General features: G+C 56.9%; 13 protein-coding genes. 2 read left to right on the top strand and 11 right to left on the bottom strand.

Going from position 1 to position 15186, the window contains the following annotated elements; translation table 11 throughout:
- Window positions 1-12 precede the first annotated feature (12 nt).
- From BLS87_RS28620 to BLS87_RS28600, 5 genes are all read right to left on the bottom strand, one after another.
- Window positions 13-1107 (bottom strand): polyamine ABC transporter substrate-binding protein, encoded by a 1095-nt coding sequence (locus BLS87_RS28620; protein WP_074758084.1) that lies wholly within the window; start codon window positions 1105-1107, stop codon window positions 13-15.
- Window positions 1108-1374: 267 nt separating this feature from the next.
- On the bottom strand, window positions 1375-2472 hold the full coding sequence (locus tag BLS87_RS28615) for a polyamine ABC transporter substrate-binding protein (protein WP_074758082.1): 1098 nt from the start codon (window positions 2470-2472) through the stop codon (window positions 1375-1377).
- 242 nt (window positions 2473-2714) lie between these two features.
- A complete protein-coding gene (locus tag BLS87_RS28610; protein ID WP_074758080.1) occupies window positions 2715-4079 on the bottom strand; it encodes an aspartate aminotransferase family protein in 1365 nt (454 codons plus the stop codon).
- 72 nt (window positions 4080-4151) lie between these two features.
- Entirely contained in the window at window positions 4152-5510 is a 1359-nt protein-coding gene (locus tag BLS87_RS28605) for a glutamine synthetase family protein (RefSeq protein ID WP_074758078.1), read from the bottom strand.
- Window positions 5511-5552: 42 nt separating this feature from the next.
- Window positions 5553-6347 (bottom strand): gamma-glutamyl-gamma-aminobutyrate hydrolase family protein, encoded by a 795-nt coding sequence (locus BLS87_RS28600; protein WP_074758076.1) that lies wholly within the window; start codon window positions 6345-6347, stop codon window positions 5553-5555.
- 277 nt (window positions 6348-6624) lie between these two features.
- On the opposite strand from BLS87_RS28600, the gene BLS87_RS28595 reads away from it, so the two are divergent.
- Together BLS87_RS28595 and BLS87_RS28590 are read left to right on the top strand one after the other, a co-directional pair.
- Window positions 6625-8001: a glutamine synthetase family protein gene (locus BLS87_RS28595; RefSeq protein ID WP_074758074.1), complete on the top strand. Its 1377-nt coding sequence runs from the start codon at window positions 6625-6627 to the stop codon at window positions 7999-8001.
- Window positions 8002-8280: 279 nt separating this feature from the next.
- The gene (locus BLS87_RS28590; protein ID WP_074758072.1) at window positions 8281-8919 is read left to right on the top strand and encodes a TetR/AcrR family transcriptional regulator; all 639 of its coding nucleotides are present in this window, start codon (window positions 8281-8283) and stop codon (window positions 8917-8919) included.
- 200 nt (window positions 8920-9119) lie between these two features.
- Here BLS87_RS28590 and BLS87_RS28585 read toward each other — a convergent pair whose 3' ends face one another.
- The 6 genes from BLS87_RS28585 to BLS87_RS28560 all read right to left on the bottom strand — a co-directional run bounded on the left by BLS87_RS28585 (window position 9120) and on the right by BLS87_RS28560 (window position 14400).
- A complete protein-coding gene (locus BLS87_RS28585; RefSeq protein ID WP_062379390.1) occupies window positions 9120-9335 on the bottom strand; it encodes a TOBE domain-containing protein in 216 nt (71 codons plus the stop codon).
- Between the two features lie 51 nt (window positions 9336-9386).
- Entirely contained in the window at window positions 9387-10196 is an 810-nt protein-coding gene (gene ssuB, locus BLS87_RS28580; RefSeq protein WP_074758070.1) for an aliphatic sulfonates ABC transporter ATP-binding protein, read from the bottom strand.
- Window positions 10193-10981, bottom strand: coding sequence for an aliphatic sulfonate ABC transporter permease SsuC (gene ssuC, locus BLS87_RS28575; protein ID WP_074758068.1), 789 nt, complete (start codon window positions 10979-10981; stop codon window positions 10193-10195). The genes ssuB and ssuC overlap by 4 nt, the downstream gene beginning before the upstream one ends.
- Before the next feature lie 27 nt (window positions 10982-11008).
- Window positions 11009-11974, bottom strand: a complete 966-nt coding sequence (locus BLS87_RS28570) for a sulfonate ABC transporter substrate-binding protein (RefSeq protein WP_074758066.1) — start codon at window positions 11972-11974, stop codon at window positions 11009-11011.
- A 278-nt stretch (window positions 11975-12252) separates the two neighbouring features.
- Complete coding sequence (locus BLS87_RS28565) at window positions 12253-12891, bottom strand: peroxiredoxin (protein ID WP_074758064.1); 639 nt, start codon at window positions 12889-12891, stop codon at window positions 12253-12255.
- A 174-nt stretch (window positions 12892-13065) separates the two neighbouring features.
- A complete protein-coding gene (locus BLS87_RS28560) occupies window positions 13066-14400 on the bottom strand; it encodes an OprD family porin (RefSeq protein ID WP_074758062.1) in 1335 nt (444 codons plus the stop codon).
- Window positions 14401-15186 lie beyond the last annotated feature (786 nt).

Raw genomic sequence — 15186 nt, 5'->3', positions numbered from 1 at the left:
GGCGCCAGGTCTTTATTTACCGGATTTGATCTTGGTCCAGCTGCGCGTCATCACACGCTGAATTTTCGGTGGCAACTCGGAGTTCACGTACAGACGCTGCTGTACTTCCTTCGAGGGGTACACCGATTCGTCGTTGCGAATGTCCTGATCCATCAGCTCGCCCGAAGCCGGGTTCGGGTTGGCGTAACCCACCTGGTCGCTGACTTTGGCAATGACGTCAGGCTTGAGGATGTAGTTGATGAAGGCGTGGGCTGCTTTGACGTCTGGCGCATCGGCCGGGATCGCCAGCATGTCGAACCACAGGTTGCCGCCCTCTTTGGGAATCGAATACGCGATGTTCACGCCCTTGCCCGCCTCTTCAGCACGCGCCTTGGCCTGGAACACGTCACCCGAGAAACCGGCTGCGATACAGATGTCGCCGTTGGCAAGGTCCGTGATGTATTTCGAGGAGTTGAAGTAGGTGACGTAAGGACGGACTTTCAGCAGCTTGTCTTCGGCTTTCTTGTAGTCTTTTTCGTCGGTGCTGTTGGGGTTCAGGCCCATGTAATTCAGCACGGCCGGCATCATTTCATCTGCCGAGTCCAGGAAGGCAACACCGCACTTCTTCAGCTTCTTGATGTTCTCCGGCTCGAACAGCACGGCCCAGGAATCGATCGTGTCGACGCCCAGCACTTCCTTGATCTTGTCGACGTTGTAGCCGATTCCGTTAGTGCCCCACAGATAAGGCACGGCGTACTGATTGCCGGGATCGTTCTTCTCCAGGCGCTTCATCAGCTCGGGGTCGAGGTTGGAATAATTGGGGAGTTGCGACTTGTCCAGCTTCTGAAACGCACCGGCCTTGATCTGCTTGCCAAGGAAGTGGTTGGACGGCACGACCACGTCATAGCCTGTGTGCCCGGCCAGCAGCTTGCCTTCCAGGGTTTCGTTGGAGTCGAACACGTCGTATTTGGTCTTGATCCCCGTGCTGGATTCGAAATCCGCCAGGGTCGTGGTGCCGATGTAATCGGACCAGTTATAAATGCGGACGGTGGACTCCGCGTAAGCGCCGACGGCGAACGTCAGGCCGGCTCCCAGTAGCAAGCCTTTGGAAAATAAAGAAATAGACACGTGTGCAGTCCTTTTTTAGTAGGTGGGCCTGTTGCCCGTGCCGACGACAGTAACGACTGCCTGTGACAAATCCGGCGCGCAACTTACCTTCGATAAACCCTGCTCGCAAAAAAACTTTCGTTATGGCTGTCCCGACTTGGGACCTGTAGGAGCGCGCTTGCCCGCGAAAGCGGTGTGTCAATGACGCATCCGATTGCGGCCCAGATCAAGCTCACTCCTACACAGCTATGCACGTGCCGCTGATAAGGCGGCACGCTTTGACCAGGCTTATTTGCCCGATTTGATGTTGGTCCAGGCGCGAGTCATTTCACGCTGGGTCGCTGCCGGCAAATCGGCGATCGCGTACAGCTTGGCCAGAACATCGGCTGGCGGGTAAACGCCTGGGTCAGAGGTGATGTCCTTGTCGACGAACTCGGTCGCCGCCGCGTTACCGTTCGGGAAGTGAACGGCGTTGGTGATTTCAGCCATGACTTTAGGCTGCAGCAGGAAGTTCATGAACTTGTAGGCGCCTTCGACGTTTTCGGCGTCTTTAGGAATGGCGACCATGTCGTAGAAGCTGCCAGCACCTTCTTTCGGAATGTTGTAGCTGACCTTGACCTTGCCGCCTGCTTCTTCAGCACGGGCCTTGGCCTGGTAGATGTCACCCGAATAACCCACGGCGACGCAGATGTTGCCGTTGGCCAGGTCCGAAATGTATTTGGACGAGTGAAAGTACGTGACCGAAGGACGAATTTTCAGGAAAAGATCCTGAGCCTTCTTGATGTCTTCTTTCTTCTGGCTGTCGGTTGGCAGACCCAGGTAATGCAGCGCCACTGGCAGCATTTCGGTCGGCGAATCCAGGAAGCTCACACCGCAGCCTTTGAGCTTGGCGATGTTTTCAGGCTTGAACAGCAGGTCCCAGGAATTGACCGGCGCATCGGCGCCCAATGCGGCCTTGACCTTGTCCGGGTTGAAGCCGATACCGATCGAGCCCCACATGTACGGGAAGGCGTGCTTGTTGTCCGGGTCGCTGACCGAGACGGCCTTGAGCAGCTTCTCGTTCAGGTTTTTGTAGTTGGAAAGCTTGGACTTGTCCAGCTCCTGGTAAACGCCGGCCTTGATCTGTTTGGCCAGGAAGTTGTTCGACGGAACGACGATGTCGTAACCGGACTTGCCGGCCAGCAATTTGGCTTCCAGGGTCTCGTTGCTGTCGAAGACGTCATACACCACTTTGATGCCCGATTCCTTTTCGAAATCAGCGATGGTGTTCGGCGCGATGTAATCGGACCAGTTGTAGACATGCAGAACTTTGTCATCGGCGTGTGCCGCAGCGGACACCACGCCCATCAAGGACAACGCGAGGAGGGTTTTGCCAAATTTCTTCATTCGTACAGCTCCAATGTTTTTTATGTTAGCGGCGACTAAAACAACCGTTAGTCTGGCAATTTCCTGGGCGGGCTTACAAGCGGACCGGCCTGCCTTATTGCATAACTTTCAAAGATTTCATCTGCACGCCAACAACCTCACCCTTCTATGGGAGTGGGCTTGCTTACGATTGCGGTCTGCCTGTGCCGGATACAGTGACTGACACTCCGCTTTCGTGAGCAAGCTCACTCCCACATCCGCCCTCAGCTTTGAAGTGCCTCAAGGGTCAGGTCCAGGCATTTGCGTGCTTTTTCCACCAACTCATCGATCTCGGCGAAGCTGATCACCAGCGGCGGCGAAATGATCATCGTGTCACCCACCGCTCGCATGATCAGTCCGTTATTGAAGCAGAACGTTCGGCAAATCATGCCCGCGCCTTGACCGACATAACGCTCGCGAGTGGCTTTGTCTTTCACAAGCTCGATGGCGCCCAGCATGCCGACGCCACGAACTTCACCCACCAACGGATGATCGCTCAACTCACGCAAACGCTTTTGCAAGTATGGTGCCGTTTCCGATTTCACACGCTCGACAATCTTTTCATCACGCAGGATGCGGATGTTTTCAAGACCGACCGCTGCCGCCACCGGATGACCCGAATAGGTAAAGCCGTGGTTGAAATCGCCGCCTTCGTTCAGCACTTTCACCACCTCATCGCGCACGATCACGCCGCCCATGGGGATATAGCCCGAGGTCAGGCCCTTGGCGATGGTCATCAGGTCAGGCTTGAGGTCGTAGAAATCGCTACCGAACCACTCACCGGTACGACCAAAGCCACAAATCACCTCATCGGCGACGAACAGGATGTCGTACTTGGCGAGGATCTCCTTGATCTTCGGCCAGTAGGTGTCAGGCGGAACGATCACACCGCCCGCGCCCTGGATCGGCTCGGCGATGAACGCGCCGACGTTGTCTTCGCCGACTTCGAGGATTTTCTTTTCCAGCTGCTCGGCCGCCCAGACGCCGAACGCGTCAGGGGTCATGTCACCACCTTCACCGAACCAGTAAGGCTGCGGGATGTGGACGATGCCCGGAATCGGCAGATCGCCTTGCTCATGCATATACGTCATGCCGCCCAGACTGGCGCCCGCCACGGTAGAGCCGTGGTAGCCGTTGATGCGGCTGATGATGACTTTCTTGTTCGGCTTGCCTTTGACCGCCCAGTAGTGGCGAACCATCCGCAAGACAGTGTCGTTGCCTTCGGAGCCGGAACCGGTGAAAAACACGTGGTTCATGCCCTCAGGGGCGACGTCGGAAATGGCTTTGGCCAGTTGCAACGCTGGCGGGTGAGCGGTCTGGAAGAACAGGTTGTAATACGGCAGTTCGCGCATCTGCTTGCTGGCGGCATCGGCCAACTCGTCCCGACCGTAACCGATGGCCACGCACCACAGGCCCGCCATGCCGTCGAGGATCTTGTTGCCTTCGCTGTCCCACAGATAAACGCCCTTGGCGCGGGTGATGATGCGCGGGCCTTTCTCTTTGAGCTGCTTGAAGTCGCTGAACGGCGCCAAGTGATGCTCGCTACTGAGCGCTTGCCATTCGCGGGTTTGCGGGTTGTTGGAACTCATGAAACCACTCCATTGACGGATATCGCGTGTCAGGCGCCACGGACCTTGCAAGGCCGCGTGGCGCCCGTTTCTTCAGACGGCGAAGAGCAGGAATTCCCGCTCCCACGAACTGATCACACGCTTGAAGTTTTCGTGCTCGGCGCGCTTGACCGCGACGTAGCCGGTGATGAATTTCTGCCCCAGGTACTTCTCGATGGTCTTGCTGTTTTCCATCCGCTCCAGCGCGTCTTCGATGGTCAACGGCAGGCGCAGGTTACGACGTTCATAACCGCGACCCACGACAGGCGCGCTCGGGTTGAGGCCTTCGACCATACCGATGAAACCGCACAGCAGGCTCGCGGCAATCGCCAGATACGGGTTGGCATCGGCGCCCGGCAGGCGGTTTTCCACACGGCGGTTTTGCGGGCCGGCATCCGGGACGCGCAGGCCGACGGTGCGGTTTTCTTCGCCCCACTCCACGTTCACCGGCGCCGAGGTGTCCGGCAGGAAGCGGCGGAACGAGTTCACGTTCGGCGCAAACAGCGGCAACAGCTCGGGAATCAGTTTCTGCAGACCACCAATGTGCTGCAGGAACAGCTGGCTCATGGTGCCGTCTTCATTAGAGAAGATGTTCTTGCCGGTCTCGATGTCGATGATGCTCTGGTGCAAGTGCATGGCGCTGCCCGGCTCACCGGTCATGGGCTTGGCCATGAAGGTTGCGGCCACGTCATGCTTGAGCGCTGCTTCGCGCATGGTGCGCTTGAACACCAGGATCTGATCGGCCAGCGACAGCGCATCGCCGTGACGGAAGTTGATTTCCATCTGCGCGGTGCCGTCTTCGTGGATCAGCGTGTCGAGGTCCAGGTTCTGCAGTTCGCACCAGTCATAGACGTCTTCGAACAGCGGGTCGAACTCGTTGGCCGCTTCAATAGAGAAGGACTGACGGCCTGTTTCCGGACGGCCCGAACGACCGACCGGCGGCTGCAACGGATAATCCGGGTCGTCGCTGCGCTTGGTGAGATAGAACTCCATCTCCGGCGCCACGATGGGCTGCCAGCCTTGATCGGCGTAGAGCTTGAGTACTTTCTTCAACACGTTTCGCGGCGACAGCTCGATGGGGTTGCCTTGCTTGTCGTAGGTGTCGTGGATCACCTGCGCAGTGGGCTCTATGGCCCAGGGCACCAGATACACCGCGTTCTGGTCAGGACGGCAGAACATGTCGATGTCTGCGGGGTCCAGCAACTCATAATAAATGTCGTCTTCGACGTAATCGCCGGTCACGGTCTGAAGCAATACGCTTTCCGGCAAGCGCATGCCCTTCTCGGCAATGAACTTGTTGGTCGGAGAGATCTTGCCGCGCGTGATACCGGTGAGGTCGGAGATCATGCACTCGACTTCGGTAATCCTGTGTTCTTTCAACCAATCGGTGAGCTGGTCGAGGTTGGTACTCATAAATACCTCAGGGGTGTTATTTCCTTGTCGCCATCATGGCGATCAGGCGTTCTTTAACGCTTGTGCGTCGCGTTGTGCTGCCCGTTTTCGACAGGCATCGCCAAATGCCTTGAAGATAGAAAGATAGTCGGGGTTTTGCGTGACCTGCCACTCCGGATGCCACTGAACGCCCAATGCGAACACATTGGCTGTAGCAAAAGGCGCGCCTTCCGGCACCGAGATCGCTTCAATCAGGCCATCTGGTGCGGTCGCTTCGACCCGCAGACCCGGCGCGAGACGCTCGACGCCCTGACCATGAATTGAATTGACACGAATTTCTTCTCGCAACCCCAGACCTGCCAAGACACCACCCGGCTCGATGTGCATCGGATGGCTGGGAGCGTATTGAATTTCAACAGGTTCGTTGTCTGGCTCACGATGATCCATGAAGGTTCCCGTCTCGTGAACCTTCTGATGCAGACTGCCGCCAAACGCCACATTCAGCTCCTGAAACCCACGGCAAATGCCCAGTACAGGCACGCCCGCGGCCACAGCTGCACGAATTAGAGGTAAGGTGGTGTGGTCGCGTGCAGGATCATGAGCAGTTCCCGGCGCGCTGGCAGGACCACTATAGTGATAGGGTTCGACGTTGGATGGAGAACCGGTGAAGAGCAAACCATCGACCGCTGCGAGTATGTCGGCTGGATCGATCAGCTCTGCCAGTGACGGCAGAATCAGCGGCAGGCCCTTGGCAGCGACGGCGACTGCGCGGACGTATTTGTCACCACTGATGTGATAGGCATGCGAGCCGATTGGCTGAGTGCAGGCGGTGACGCCGATCAGCGGAAGGCGAGACATGTGACCCCCGGTATTATTGCTGTTATGGGTTGCGACCGAGCTTAGCGTTGTTCATTTTTTTACACAACAGCCCCGTAAAAAATAAAATACGCCCCGCTCAAGATCGCAGTTCCCAACACCTCCAACGGCTGAAATCCGCCCTAAAGTGCGGCAAAAACGGCCTCACGGCGCCTTTTTAGGGCAAAACAGGGCTCTCTTGACTTCATCTGGGCTTTCGGATTGACTGAACCCCGTAATGCTCGATGATTGATATTTTCAACAACAAAGGTGTTGCATCATGTCGGTACCCCCGCGTGCCGTTCAGCTCAACGAAGCGAACGCGTTCCTTAAGGAACATCCTGAGGTTCTATACGTTGACCTTCTGATTGCAGATATGAATGGAGTGGTGCGCGGCAAGCGCATTGAACGCACCAGCCTCCATAAGGTTTACGAAAAAGGCATCAACCTCCCAGCTTCTCTTTTCGCACTGGATATCAATGGCTCGACGGTGGAAAGCACCGGCCTTGGCCTGGACATCGGTGACGCTGACCGAATCTGTTATCCAATCCCCGACACTCTCTGCAACGAACCGTGGCAGAAGCGTCCTACCGCACAACTGCTGATGACCATGCACGAACTGGAAGGCGAGCCGTTCTTCGCCGATCCTCGTGAAGTGCTACGCCAAGTGGTCAGCAAGTTCGACGAGATGGGTCTGACCATCTGCGCGGCATTCGAGCTTGAGTTCTACCTGATCGATCAGGAAAACGTGAACGGCCGTCCACAGCCTCCGCGCTCGCCGATCTCCGGCAAACGCCCGCACTCGACACAGGTCTACCTGATCGACGACCTCGACGAATACGTCGATTGCCTCCAGGACATTCTGGAAGGTGCGAAAGAGCAAGGCATCCCTGCCGACGCGATCGTCAAGGAAAGTGCTCCGGCGCAGTTCGAAGTGAACCTGCACCACACCGCTGACGCGCTGAAAGCCTGCGACTACGCGGTTCTGCTCAAGCGACTGATCAAGAACATCGCCTACGACCATGAGATGGACACCACCTTCATGGCCAAGCCTTACCCAGGCCAGGCGGGCAACGGACTGCACGTCCACATCTCGATCCTGGATCGCGATGGCAAAAACATCTTCACCAGTGAGGATCCCGAGCAGAACGCCGCATTACGTCATGCGATCGGCGGTGTGCTCGAGACCCTACCGGCGCAGATGGCGTTCCTTTGCCCGAACGTCAACTCGTATCGCCGGTTCGGTGCTCAGTTTTACACGCCCAACTCGCCTACCTGGGGTCTGGACAACCGTACAGTGGCCGTTCGTGTCCCTACCGGCACCGCGGACGCCGTGCGTATCGAACACCGGGTTGCCGGTGCAGACGCCAACCCTTACCTGTTGATGGCATCGGTTCTGGCAGGCATCCACCACGGCATGACCAACCAGATCGAACCGGGCGCGCCTGTTGAAGGCAACTCCTACGAGCAGAACGAGCAGAGCCTGCCGAACAACCTGCGCGATGCATTGCGTGAGCTGGACGACAGCGAAGTCATGGCCAAGTACATCGATCCGAAGTACATCGATATCTTCGTCGCGTGCAAGGAAAGTGAGCTGGAAGAGTTCGAACACTCCATCTCCGACCTTGAATACAACTGGTATCTGCACACGGTTTGACGGTGTGAAATAGCGGTGTGAAATAAAAAGAACGCCCCCAACCGAACGGCTGGGGGCGTTTTTTATTTTAGACGGGGAGTTTGAATCGATTTCGGTAGCAGTCTGGCTTGCCGGGACTGCGAAACACTGTAGGAGCACGCTTGCCCGCGATGGCGTTGCGTCAGGCATGACGCATCAACGGACATCACGCTATCGCGGGCAAGCGCGCTCCTACACCGAACATAATCTGCTCAATGATCTCGCGTACAATGCCCGGACTTTCGCCCTCGAGACGCTTCGATGACCCGCCCCGCCACACCCCGCAAACCCCGCGCACGCAGTCAGGCCCGGATCGATTCGATCCTTGAGGCCGCGCGTACGTTATTGGCGTCTGACGGTGTGGCGAGCCTGTCGATTTACAGTGTGGCCGAGCGCGCAGAAATTCCGCCGTCCTCGGTCTATCACTTTTTCGCCAGCGTCCCGGCATTGCTGGAAGGGCTGACCGCCGATGTACACGCCGCCTTTCGCGAAAGCCTGCAACAACCGATCGACCACGCCCGACTCAACCACTGGCAAGACCTGTCACGCCTGGTCGAGGCACGCATGCTCACGATCTACAGTGAAGACGCTGCCGCTCGCCAGTTGATCCTGGCGCAGCACGGCTTGACCGAAGTCACCCAGGCGGATCGTCAGCACGACGTCGAACTGGGCAACCTCATGCACGCACTGTTCGCCAAACACTTCCAGCTGCCCGCCTTGCCAGACGACATCGAAGTGTTCGCCCTCGCCCTCGAACTCGCCGACCGGGTCTATGCACGCTCGGTACAGCTGCACAACGCGATCACGCCGCGCATGGCCGAAGAAGGCCAACGGGTGTTCGACGCTTATCTTGGCCTTTACCTGCCGCCCTTCTTGCCCAAGCGCGTGCTTGAGTCCTGACGCATATCCCTGTGGGAGCGAATTCATTCGCGAGACGCCCGTGCAGCCCCCGCATATCTGGCGCCCGATAAATACCATCGCGAATGAATTCGCCCCCTCAAGAAAGCGCCTCGGCCTGCCGAGCAAGCTGCCGCGTCAAATCCCACACAGCAAAAACCCCGAAGGGCTCGCACCCTTCGGGATTGATCACACCGCATCGATCACAACTTGGCGATCGACACCTCGGTGGATTTCACGAAGGCAATCACTTCGCTGCCGACCACCAGCTCAAGTTCTTTCACTGAACGCGTGGTGATCACCGAAGTGACGATGCCAGACGCGGTCTGCACGTCGATTTCGGACAGCACGTCGCCAGTGACGATTTCCTTGATGGTGCCTTTGAACTGGTTACGAACGTTGATGGCTTTGATAGTCATGGTCTGTCTTCCTTTGAGTGATCAGTTCCAGAGGCAACATTGCACCTGGATTCAATTGGCCCAACGCAGTTGCGTGGGCAGGGGTGATGACGGTTCGGGTTCGGGCGGGCTGCCTGGCAGCGACAGCACGCGGTTAAGGACTTCGGTTTCCAGCGCGGCAAGCCGGTGTGAGCCACGTGCACGAGGTCGCGCCAGATCGACCTGTAAATCAAGCCCGATGCGGCCTTCTTCGATCAGCAACACACGGTCAGCAATCGCCACGGCCTCGCTGACGTCGTGCGTCACCAACAGCACCGTGAAGCCGTGCTTCTGCCAGAGGTTTTCGATCAATTGCTGCATCTCGATACGGGTCAAGGCATCGAGCGCGCCCAACGGTTCGTCCAGCAGCAACAGGCGCGGTTGGTGAATCAACGCACGCGCCAGCGCCACACGTTGTTTCTGGCCGCCGGACAACGACGCGGGCCACTCATTGGCGCGCTCGGCCAAGCCGACGGCCTCCAGTGCTTCCAGCGCTTTGCCACGCCAGTCTCCGCTGAGCCCCAGCCCGACGTTGTCGATGATCTTTTTCCATGGCAGCAGACGCGCTTCCTGGAACATCAATCGTGTGTCTTCTCGTGCATCGGCCAGCGAAGCGGACCCTGCGAGCAACTGACCGCTCGAGGGTTGATCAAGGCCGGCAAGCAAGCGCAGCAAGGTACTTTTGCCACAGCCGCTGCGACCGACTACGGCCACGAATTGCCCGGCCGGAATGTGCAGGTCGATGTCTTTGAGGACTTCCCGCGAGCCAAAGGTTTTCTTGAGCTTGCGCACTTGCAGGGGAATCCCGCGCAACAGGTTTGCCGGTTGTTGGAGATTGCTCATCGCGCGCCACCTTTTGCCACTTGATACGCCGGGTGCCAACGCAGGCAGACCCGCTCCAGACCCCGCGCGGCGAGGTCCGCCAATTTACCGAGCACGGCGTACAACACGATCGCCAGCACCACCACGTCAGTCTGCAAAAACTCCCTGGCATTCATCGCCAGATAGCCGATGCCGGAGCTGGCGGAGATGGTTTCAGCCACGATCAGCGTCAGCCACATGAAGCCCATTGCGAAGCGCACACCCACCAGAATCGAAGGCATCGCACCCGGCAATATGACGTGCCAGAACAACGCAAAACCGGACAAACCATAACTGCGCGACATCTCCACCAGCGCCGGGTCGATATTGCGAATCCCGTGATACGTGTTCAGATAAATCGGGAACAGCGTGCCCAACGCCACCAGAAAAATCTTGGCGCTTTCATCAATGCCGAACCACAGGATGACCAGCGGGATCAGCGCCAGATGCGGCACATTGCGGATCATCTGCACCGAGCTATCGAGCAGGCGTTCGCCCCATTTCGACAAGCCTGTGATGAACCCCAGGGCCAGACCGATACCACCGCCGATGGCAAAGCCGATACCGGCACGCCAGCCACTGATTGCCAGATGGGTCCAGATCTCGCCACTGCGCACCAGCGTCACGCCGGCTTCGATCACCGCACTGGGCGCGGGCAGAATTCGGGTCGACAGCCAACCGGCGCTGACCGCCAGTTGCCAGATCGCGAGCAATACAACCGGTAGCAGCCAGGGCGCCAGTTTGTGGGTTACTTTTTCCACGCTCATGGAGTTGTCTCCTCTCAAGGCCCAGGCTTACTGCGCTTTCGCAACAGCAGCGGGTGGCGTCCAGATCACATCGGCGATGCTGAGCGGTTTGGGGATCAGCTTGAGCTGATAAAACGTGTCGACGATCTTCTGTTGCGCCGCGACGGTTTCAGGCGTGATGAACAGCGCACCGTAACCTTGTCGCTTGACCGGAATCCTGGTGATGTCTTCCGGCAGGCCCAACAATGGCGCGACCTGTTGTGTAACCGCGTCGGGGTTGGCCTTGGACCACTCACCCACGGCGCGAACTTCTTCGACCAGGGTCTGAATCACTTTGGTGTGCTGTTGTGCGTAGGGCTTGGTCGCCAGATAAAACTGGTTGTTGTCGACGATGCCTTTGCCATCACGCAGCGTGCGCGCTTGCAACTGTTGTTCGGCGGCGGCCTGGTACGGGTCCCAGATCACCCAGGCATCGACACTGCCGCGCTCGAAAGCGGCACGCGCGTCGGCGGGCGGCAGAAAGACGGTCTGAATGTCGGTGTATTTCAGACCCGCGTCTTCCAGCGCCCGCACCAACAGGTAGTGAACGTTAGAGCCTTTATTAAGGACGACCTTCTTGCCTTTCAGGTCTTTGACCGACGTGATCGCCGAGTCCTTGGGCACGAGAATCGCTTCACTGGTCGGCGCCGGTGGCTCGGACGCCACGTAGAGCAGATCAGCGCCAGCGGCCTGAGCAAAAACGGGAGGCGTCTCGCCGGTGACCCCGAAGTCGATGGAGCCGACATTCAAGCCTTCAAGCAACTGAGGACCACCCGGAAATTCGGTCCATTGCACGTGCACGCCCTGCTCTGCGAGTTTTTTCTCCAGCGAACCTTTGGCTTTGAGCAGCACCAGCGTGCCGTACTTCTGATACCCGATGCGCAAGGTATCGGCTTGAGCTTGTGTTAGGACGCCGAACGACACCGCCGCAGCAAACAGAGCGACCAGGCCTCGACGCAAAATGACAGTGCGCATGGCACGCTCCTTTGCTGTGTAGCTAACAGGTGGCACCTGCTTGCCCGATAGCGGACGAGTAAGGCGTTTGGGGATTCATGACCGGCTACGTATCGCCAAGACGGAGAGACCATAACAGGGGTTTGTTATTCACTAAAATCATATTTATTCATTTGATTAGCACTTAATCGAATATAAGCCTATTTACGTCACGGCTCACTGCAGGAGCCGGCTTGCTGCGGGGCGAAATAAAAAAGGTCCGATAAATCGGCCCGAATGTCGTGGTTGAAATCGGTGTATCAGCGATTGGGCTGCGGCGTCAGGCGCAGGTAAGGCGTGACGGCTTTATAGCCTTTAGGAAAGCGTTCCTTGATCTCGGCTTCGTCTTTGATCGACGGCACGATCACAACGTCTTCACCGTCCTTCCAGTTCGCAGGGGTGGCGACTTTGTAGTTGTCGGTCAGTTGCAGCGAATCGATCACCCGCAGGATCTCGTGGAAGTTGCGACCGGTGCTGGCGGGATAGGTGATGGTCAGGCGCACTTTCTTGTTCGGGTCGATCACGAACAGCGAGCGTACGGTCAGCGTTTCGCTGGCGTTGGGATGAATCAAGTCATAGAGCTCGGAAACTTTGCGATCGGCGTCCGCCAGGATCGGAAAGTTGACGATCGTGTTCTGGGTGGAATTGATGTCATCGATCCACTTGATGTGCGAGTCGACCGGATCCACCGACAGGGCGATGGCTTTCACATTGCGCTTTTCAAACTCATCCTTGAGCTTCGCGGTGAAGCCCAATTCGGTGGTGCAGACTGGCGTAAAATCGGCGGGGTGAGAGAACAGAACCGCCCACTTGCCACCCAGCCACTCGTGAAACCTGATGAGGCCTTCGCTGGAGTCCTGTTCGAAGTCCGGGGCGATGTCGCCCAGCTTTATGCCCATACCGTCGTGCTCCTTTGGTTAGATTTTATGAATCTACTTTGCATGTCATCGCGTTAAAACTGAAAGACCGAATGGCAATGGCAAGCGTCCTTTTCGCTATAAAAAGCGGCGATTTAGTTTTTTCAGGCATAAAAAAGCCCCGCCGAAGCGGGGCTCTTTTCAACCAACCAGTGCTTATTTGAAAGCGTAGGTGTAGTTGAAGATCAGACGAGTCTGGTCTTGGTCAGGAATACCGGAAGCATCGCCACGGTAGTTGGCGCGACGCAGGGTAGCGCCGAAGCCTTTGAGCAGGCCGTCCTGCACCACATAATCCAAGCGCATGTCGCGTTCCCACTCGGACGAATCACCACCGACGCCGTTGGTGGCCTTGATGTCGGTACCGTGCAGGTAGGCAAATGCAGCCTTCAGGCCTGGAACACCCAAACGGGCGAAGTCATAAGAGTACTGACCGAAAGTGGTGTTTTCGCCGGCACGGGAGAACGAGTTAATCATCGAGTCTGTGAACAGGTAGAAGCTGGAGCCACCTTCACCCTCTGGACGGTTGTTGCCGTCACGCACCGAACCTTGGTTCAACCAGACCATACCGCCATCGTCGTTCACACGCTGGTGACCCAGCATCAGAGCATGGCCGCCCAGTTGGTAAGTGAACATCGCAGACCACGTTTTGTTATCAACTTCGTTAGCGTGTTTGGCATAACCGCCATTGTTGTTGAAGTTGTAGCCCGAAGCGCCCTGACCGTTCTTTCCATCGGAGCTGCTGTCGAAGTAGCGCAGGTCAGTCTTGAACGACTGGTCTTCGCCGATTGGCAGAACGTGTACCAGACCCAGGAAGTGCTGCTTGTAGAAATCTTCCAGGTTGGCGTAGTAGTACTGCAACGTCAGATCTTTGGTGACTTTATAGTCAACGCCACCGAACATAAAATTGTTCGAATCGCGAGCTGCGCCGTTGACCGACAGACCCGAGTAGTTGCTCGAAGCACGAGCAGCCTGATGCTCCAGCTTACCGGCGTTGAAAGTCAGGCCATCGATTTCTTTGGACTGGATGGTGCCGCCGGTGAAGCTCTGTGGCAGCACCCGGCTATCGTTGGCAACCAGGATAGGCAGGTTAGGCTGCAGAGCGGTACCGATTTTCACCTCGGTCTTGGAGAACTTGGCCTTGGCGTTTGCACCGCCACGAGCCCAGTCGGCTACCGCCGAACCATCGCTGTCGCTTGGGAAGAAGCTGTTGTTGTCAGGGTGACGACCTTTACCACCGTCAAGGTGCAAACCGTACATACCCTGTACGTCCAGACCGAAACCTACGGTGCCCGGGGTGTAGCCAGAGATGAAGTTGAACAGCAGGCCTTCAGCAGCTTCGCGCTGGTCGGCACCACCGTCACGGTTGTCGCTTTCAAACCACATGGTACGGGAACTGATGGTTGCCTTGCTGTCTTCAAGGAAACCAGCTGCACCTGCCTGAGAGGCCAATACGCTTACAGAAACGGCCAAGGCCAGGGTGGACTTCTTCATTGTGTTTCGCTCCTCTTGAATCTAATTTTTGTAGTTCCTTGGTTCTGAGACCTAAGGCTCAAGACCGCGGATGCGCGATTAGCGCTGGCCCGACTCTATGAGTCAATGACCCCAAGACTAATTGACTAGACCGCGTTCACAGCTGGCTGCAAGGTAAGGTAAATCCTTTAAACCCAAAAAGACTTTGTGAGCCTGCTTTTATGCCAAGCAGTTATATGTCACAAGCCGTTTCAGCCGTCCGTTGCGGAGTGTATCGGCGTCTTAACCTAATTCCCAAAAAATATTTCGACTCCGTTCGTCAGATCGATCCGTTTCGGCGCTTCGCAAGACCGGAACTTGACTGCCCAGTCACGGTCACCGTGCGAAACAGCATGAGAACTCACGCTATAACCCTTTGAAACTGATGACTTTACAAGACGCGTAGACGCGATTGTTACCGTTGTCACCCTGTTCACCGTCAGTTTTTCACCGAGGTGACGAACAGGCTCATCAGTTAACCGGTAAAGCCGACTTTCGCGATTGTCTGGCCGCTATTCTGCTCACCACCCATGCCTCCGTTGCTGGCTTTTACCAGACAGACACGGGGCGAAGCACAGACAGTCTTGGCAAGCGGACCGATCCTATTTACAGATTGTGACAATTCGATGAACGGTCACGGGTCTACCGATGATTTTTCGGTTGACGCCCTCAGAAAGACCCGTTCAAGAAAGAATCTTCTCTAAGCTCATACCAAAACGTTATTTATTTCGCATTTCTTAGATCATTTACGCTCCTCATCATTCGGCC

The organism is Pseudomonas abietaniphila (assembly GCF_900100795.1).
Classification (GTDB): domain Bacteria; phylum Pseudomonadota; class Gammaproteobacteria; order Pseudomonadales; family Pseudomonadaceae; genus Aquipseudomonas; species Aquipseudomonas abietaniphila.
The sequence above is the reverse complement of the archived record's forward strand: the minus strand, read 5'-3'. Positions and strand labels throughout refer to the sequence as shown.

Excerpts from the sequence above, each read along its gene's own strand:
- BLS87_RS28615 (WP_074758082.1), bottom strand. The coding sequence starts at position 2,472 with ATGAAGAAATTTGGCAAAACCCTCCTCGCGTTGTCCTTGATGGGCGTG.
- BLS87_RS28610 (WP_074758080.1), bottom strand. The coding sequence starts at position 4,079 with ATGAGTTCCAACAACCCGCAAACCCGCGAATGGCAAGCGCTCAGTAGC.
- BLS87_RS28605 (WP_074758078.1), bottom strand. The coding sequence starts at position 5,510 with ATGAGTACCAACCTCGACCAGCTCACCGATTGGTTGAAAGAACACAGG.
- BLS87_RS28600 (WP_074758076.1), bottom strand. The coding sequence starts at position 6,347 with ATGTCTCGCCTTCCGCTGATCGGCGTCACCGCCTGCACTCAGCCAATC.
- BLS87_RS28595 (WP_074758074.1), top strand. The coding sequence starts at position 6,625 with ATGTCGGTACCCCCGCGTGCCGTTCAGCTCAACGAAGCGAACGCGTTC.
- BLS87_RS28590 (WP_074758072.1), top strand. The coding sequence starts at position 8,281 with ATGACCCGCCCCGCCACACCCCGCAAACCCCGCGCACGCAGTCAGGCC.
- BLS87_RS28585 (WP_062379390.1), bottom strand. The coding sequence starts at position 9,335 with ATGACTATCAAAGCCATCAACGTTCGTAACCAGTTCAAAGGCACCATC.
- ssuB (WP_074758070.1), bottom strand. The coding sequence starts at position 10,196 with ATGAGCAATCTCCAACAACCGGCAAACCTGTTGCGCGGGATTCCCCTG.
- ssuC (WP_074758068.1), bottom strand. The coding sequence starts at position 10,981 with ATGAGCGTGGAAAAAGTAACCCACAAACTGGCGCCCTGGCTGCTACCG.
- BLS87_RS28570 (WP_074758066.1), bottom strand. The coding sequence starts at position 11,974 with ATGCGCACTGTCATTTTGCGTCGAGGCCTGGTCGCTCTGTTTGCTGCG.
- BLS87_RS28565 (WP_074758064.1), bottom strand. The coding sequence starts at position 12,891 with ATGGGCATAAAGCTGGGCGACATCGCCCCGGACTTCGAACAGGACTCC.
- BLS87_RS28560 (WP_074758062.1), bottom strand. The coding sequence starts at position 14,400 with ATGAAGAAGTCCACCCTGGCCTTGGCCGTTTCTGTAAGCGTATTGGCC.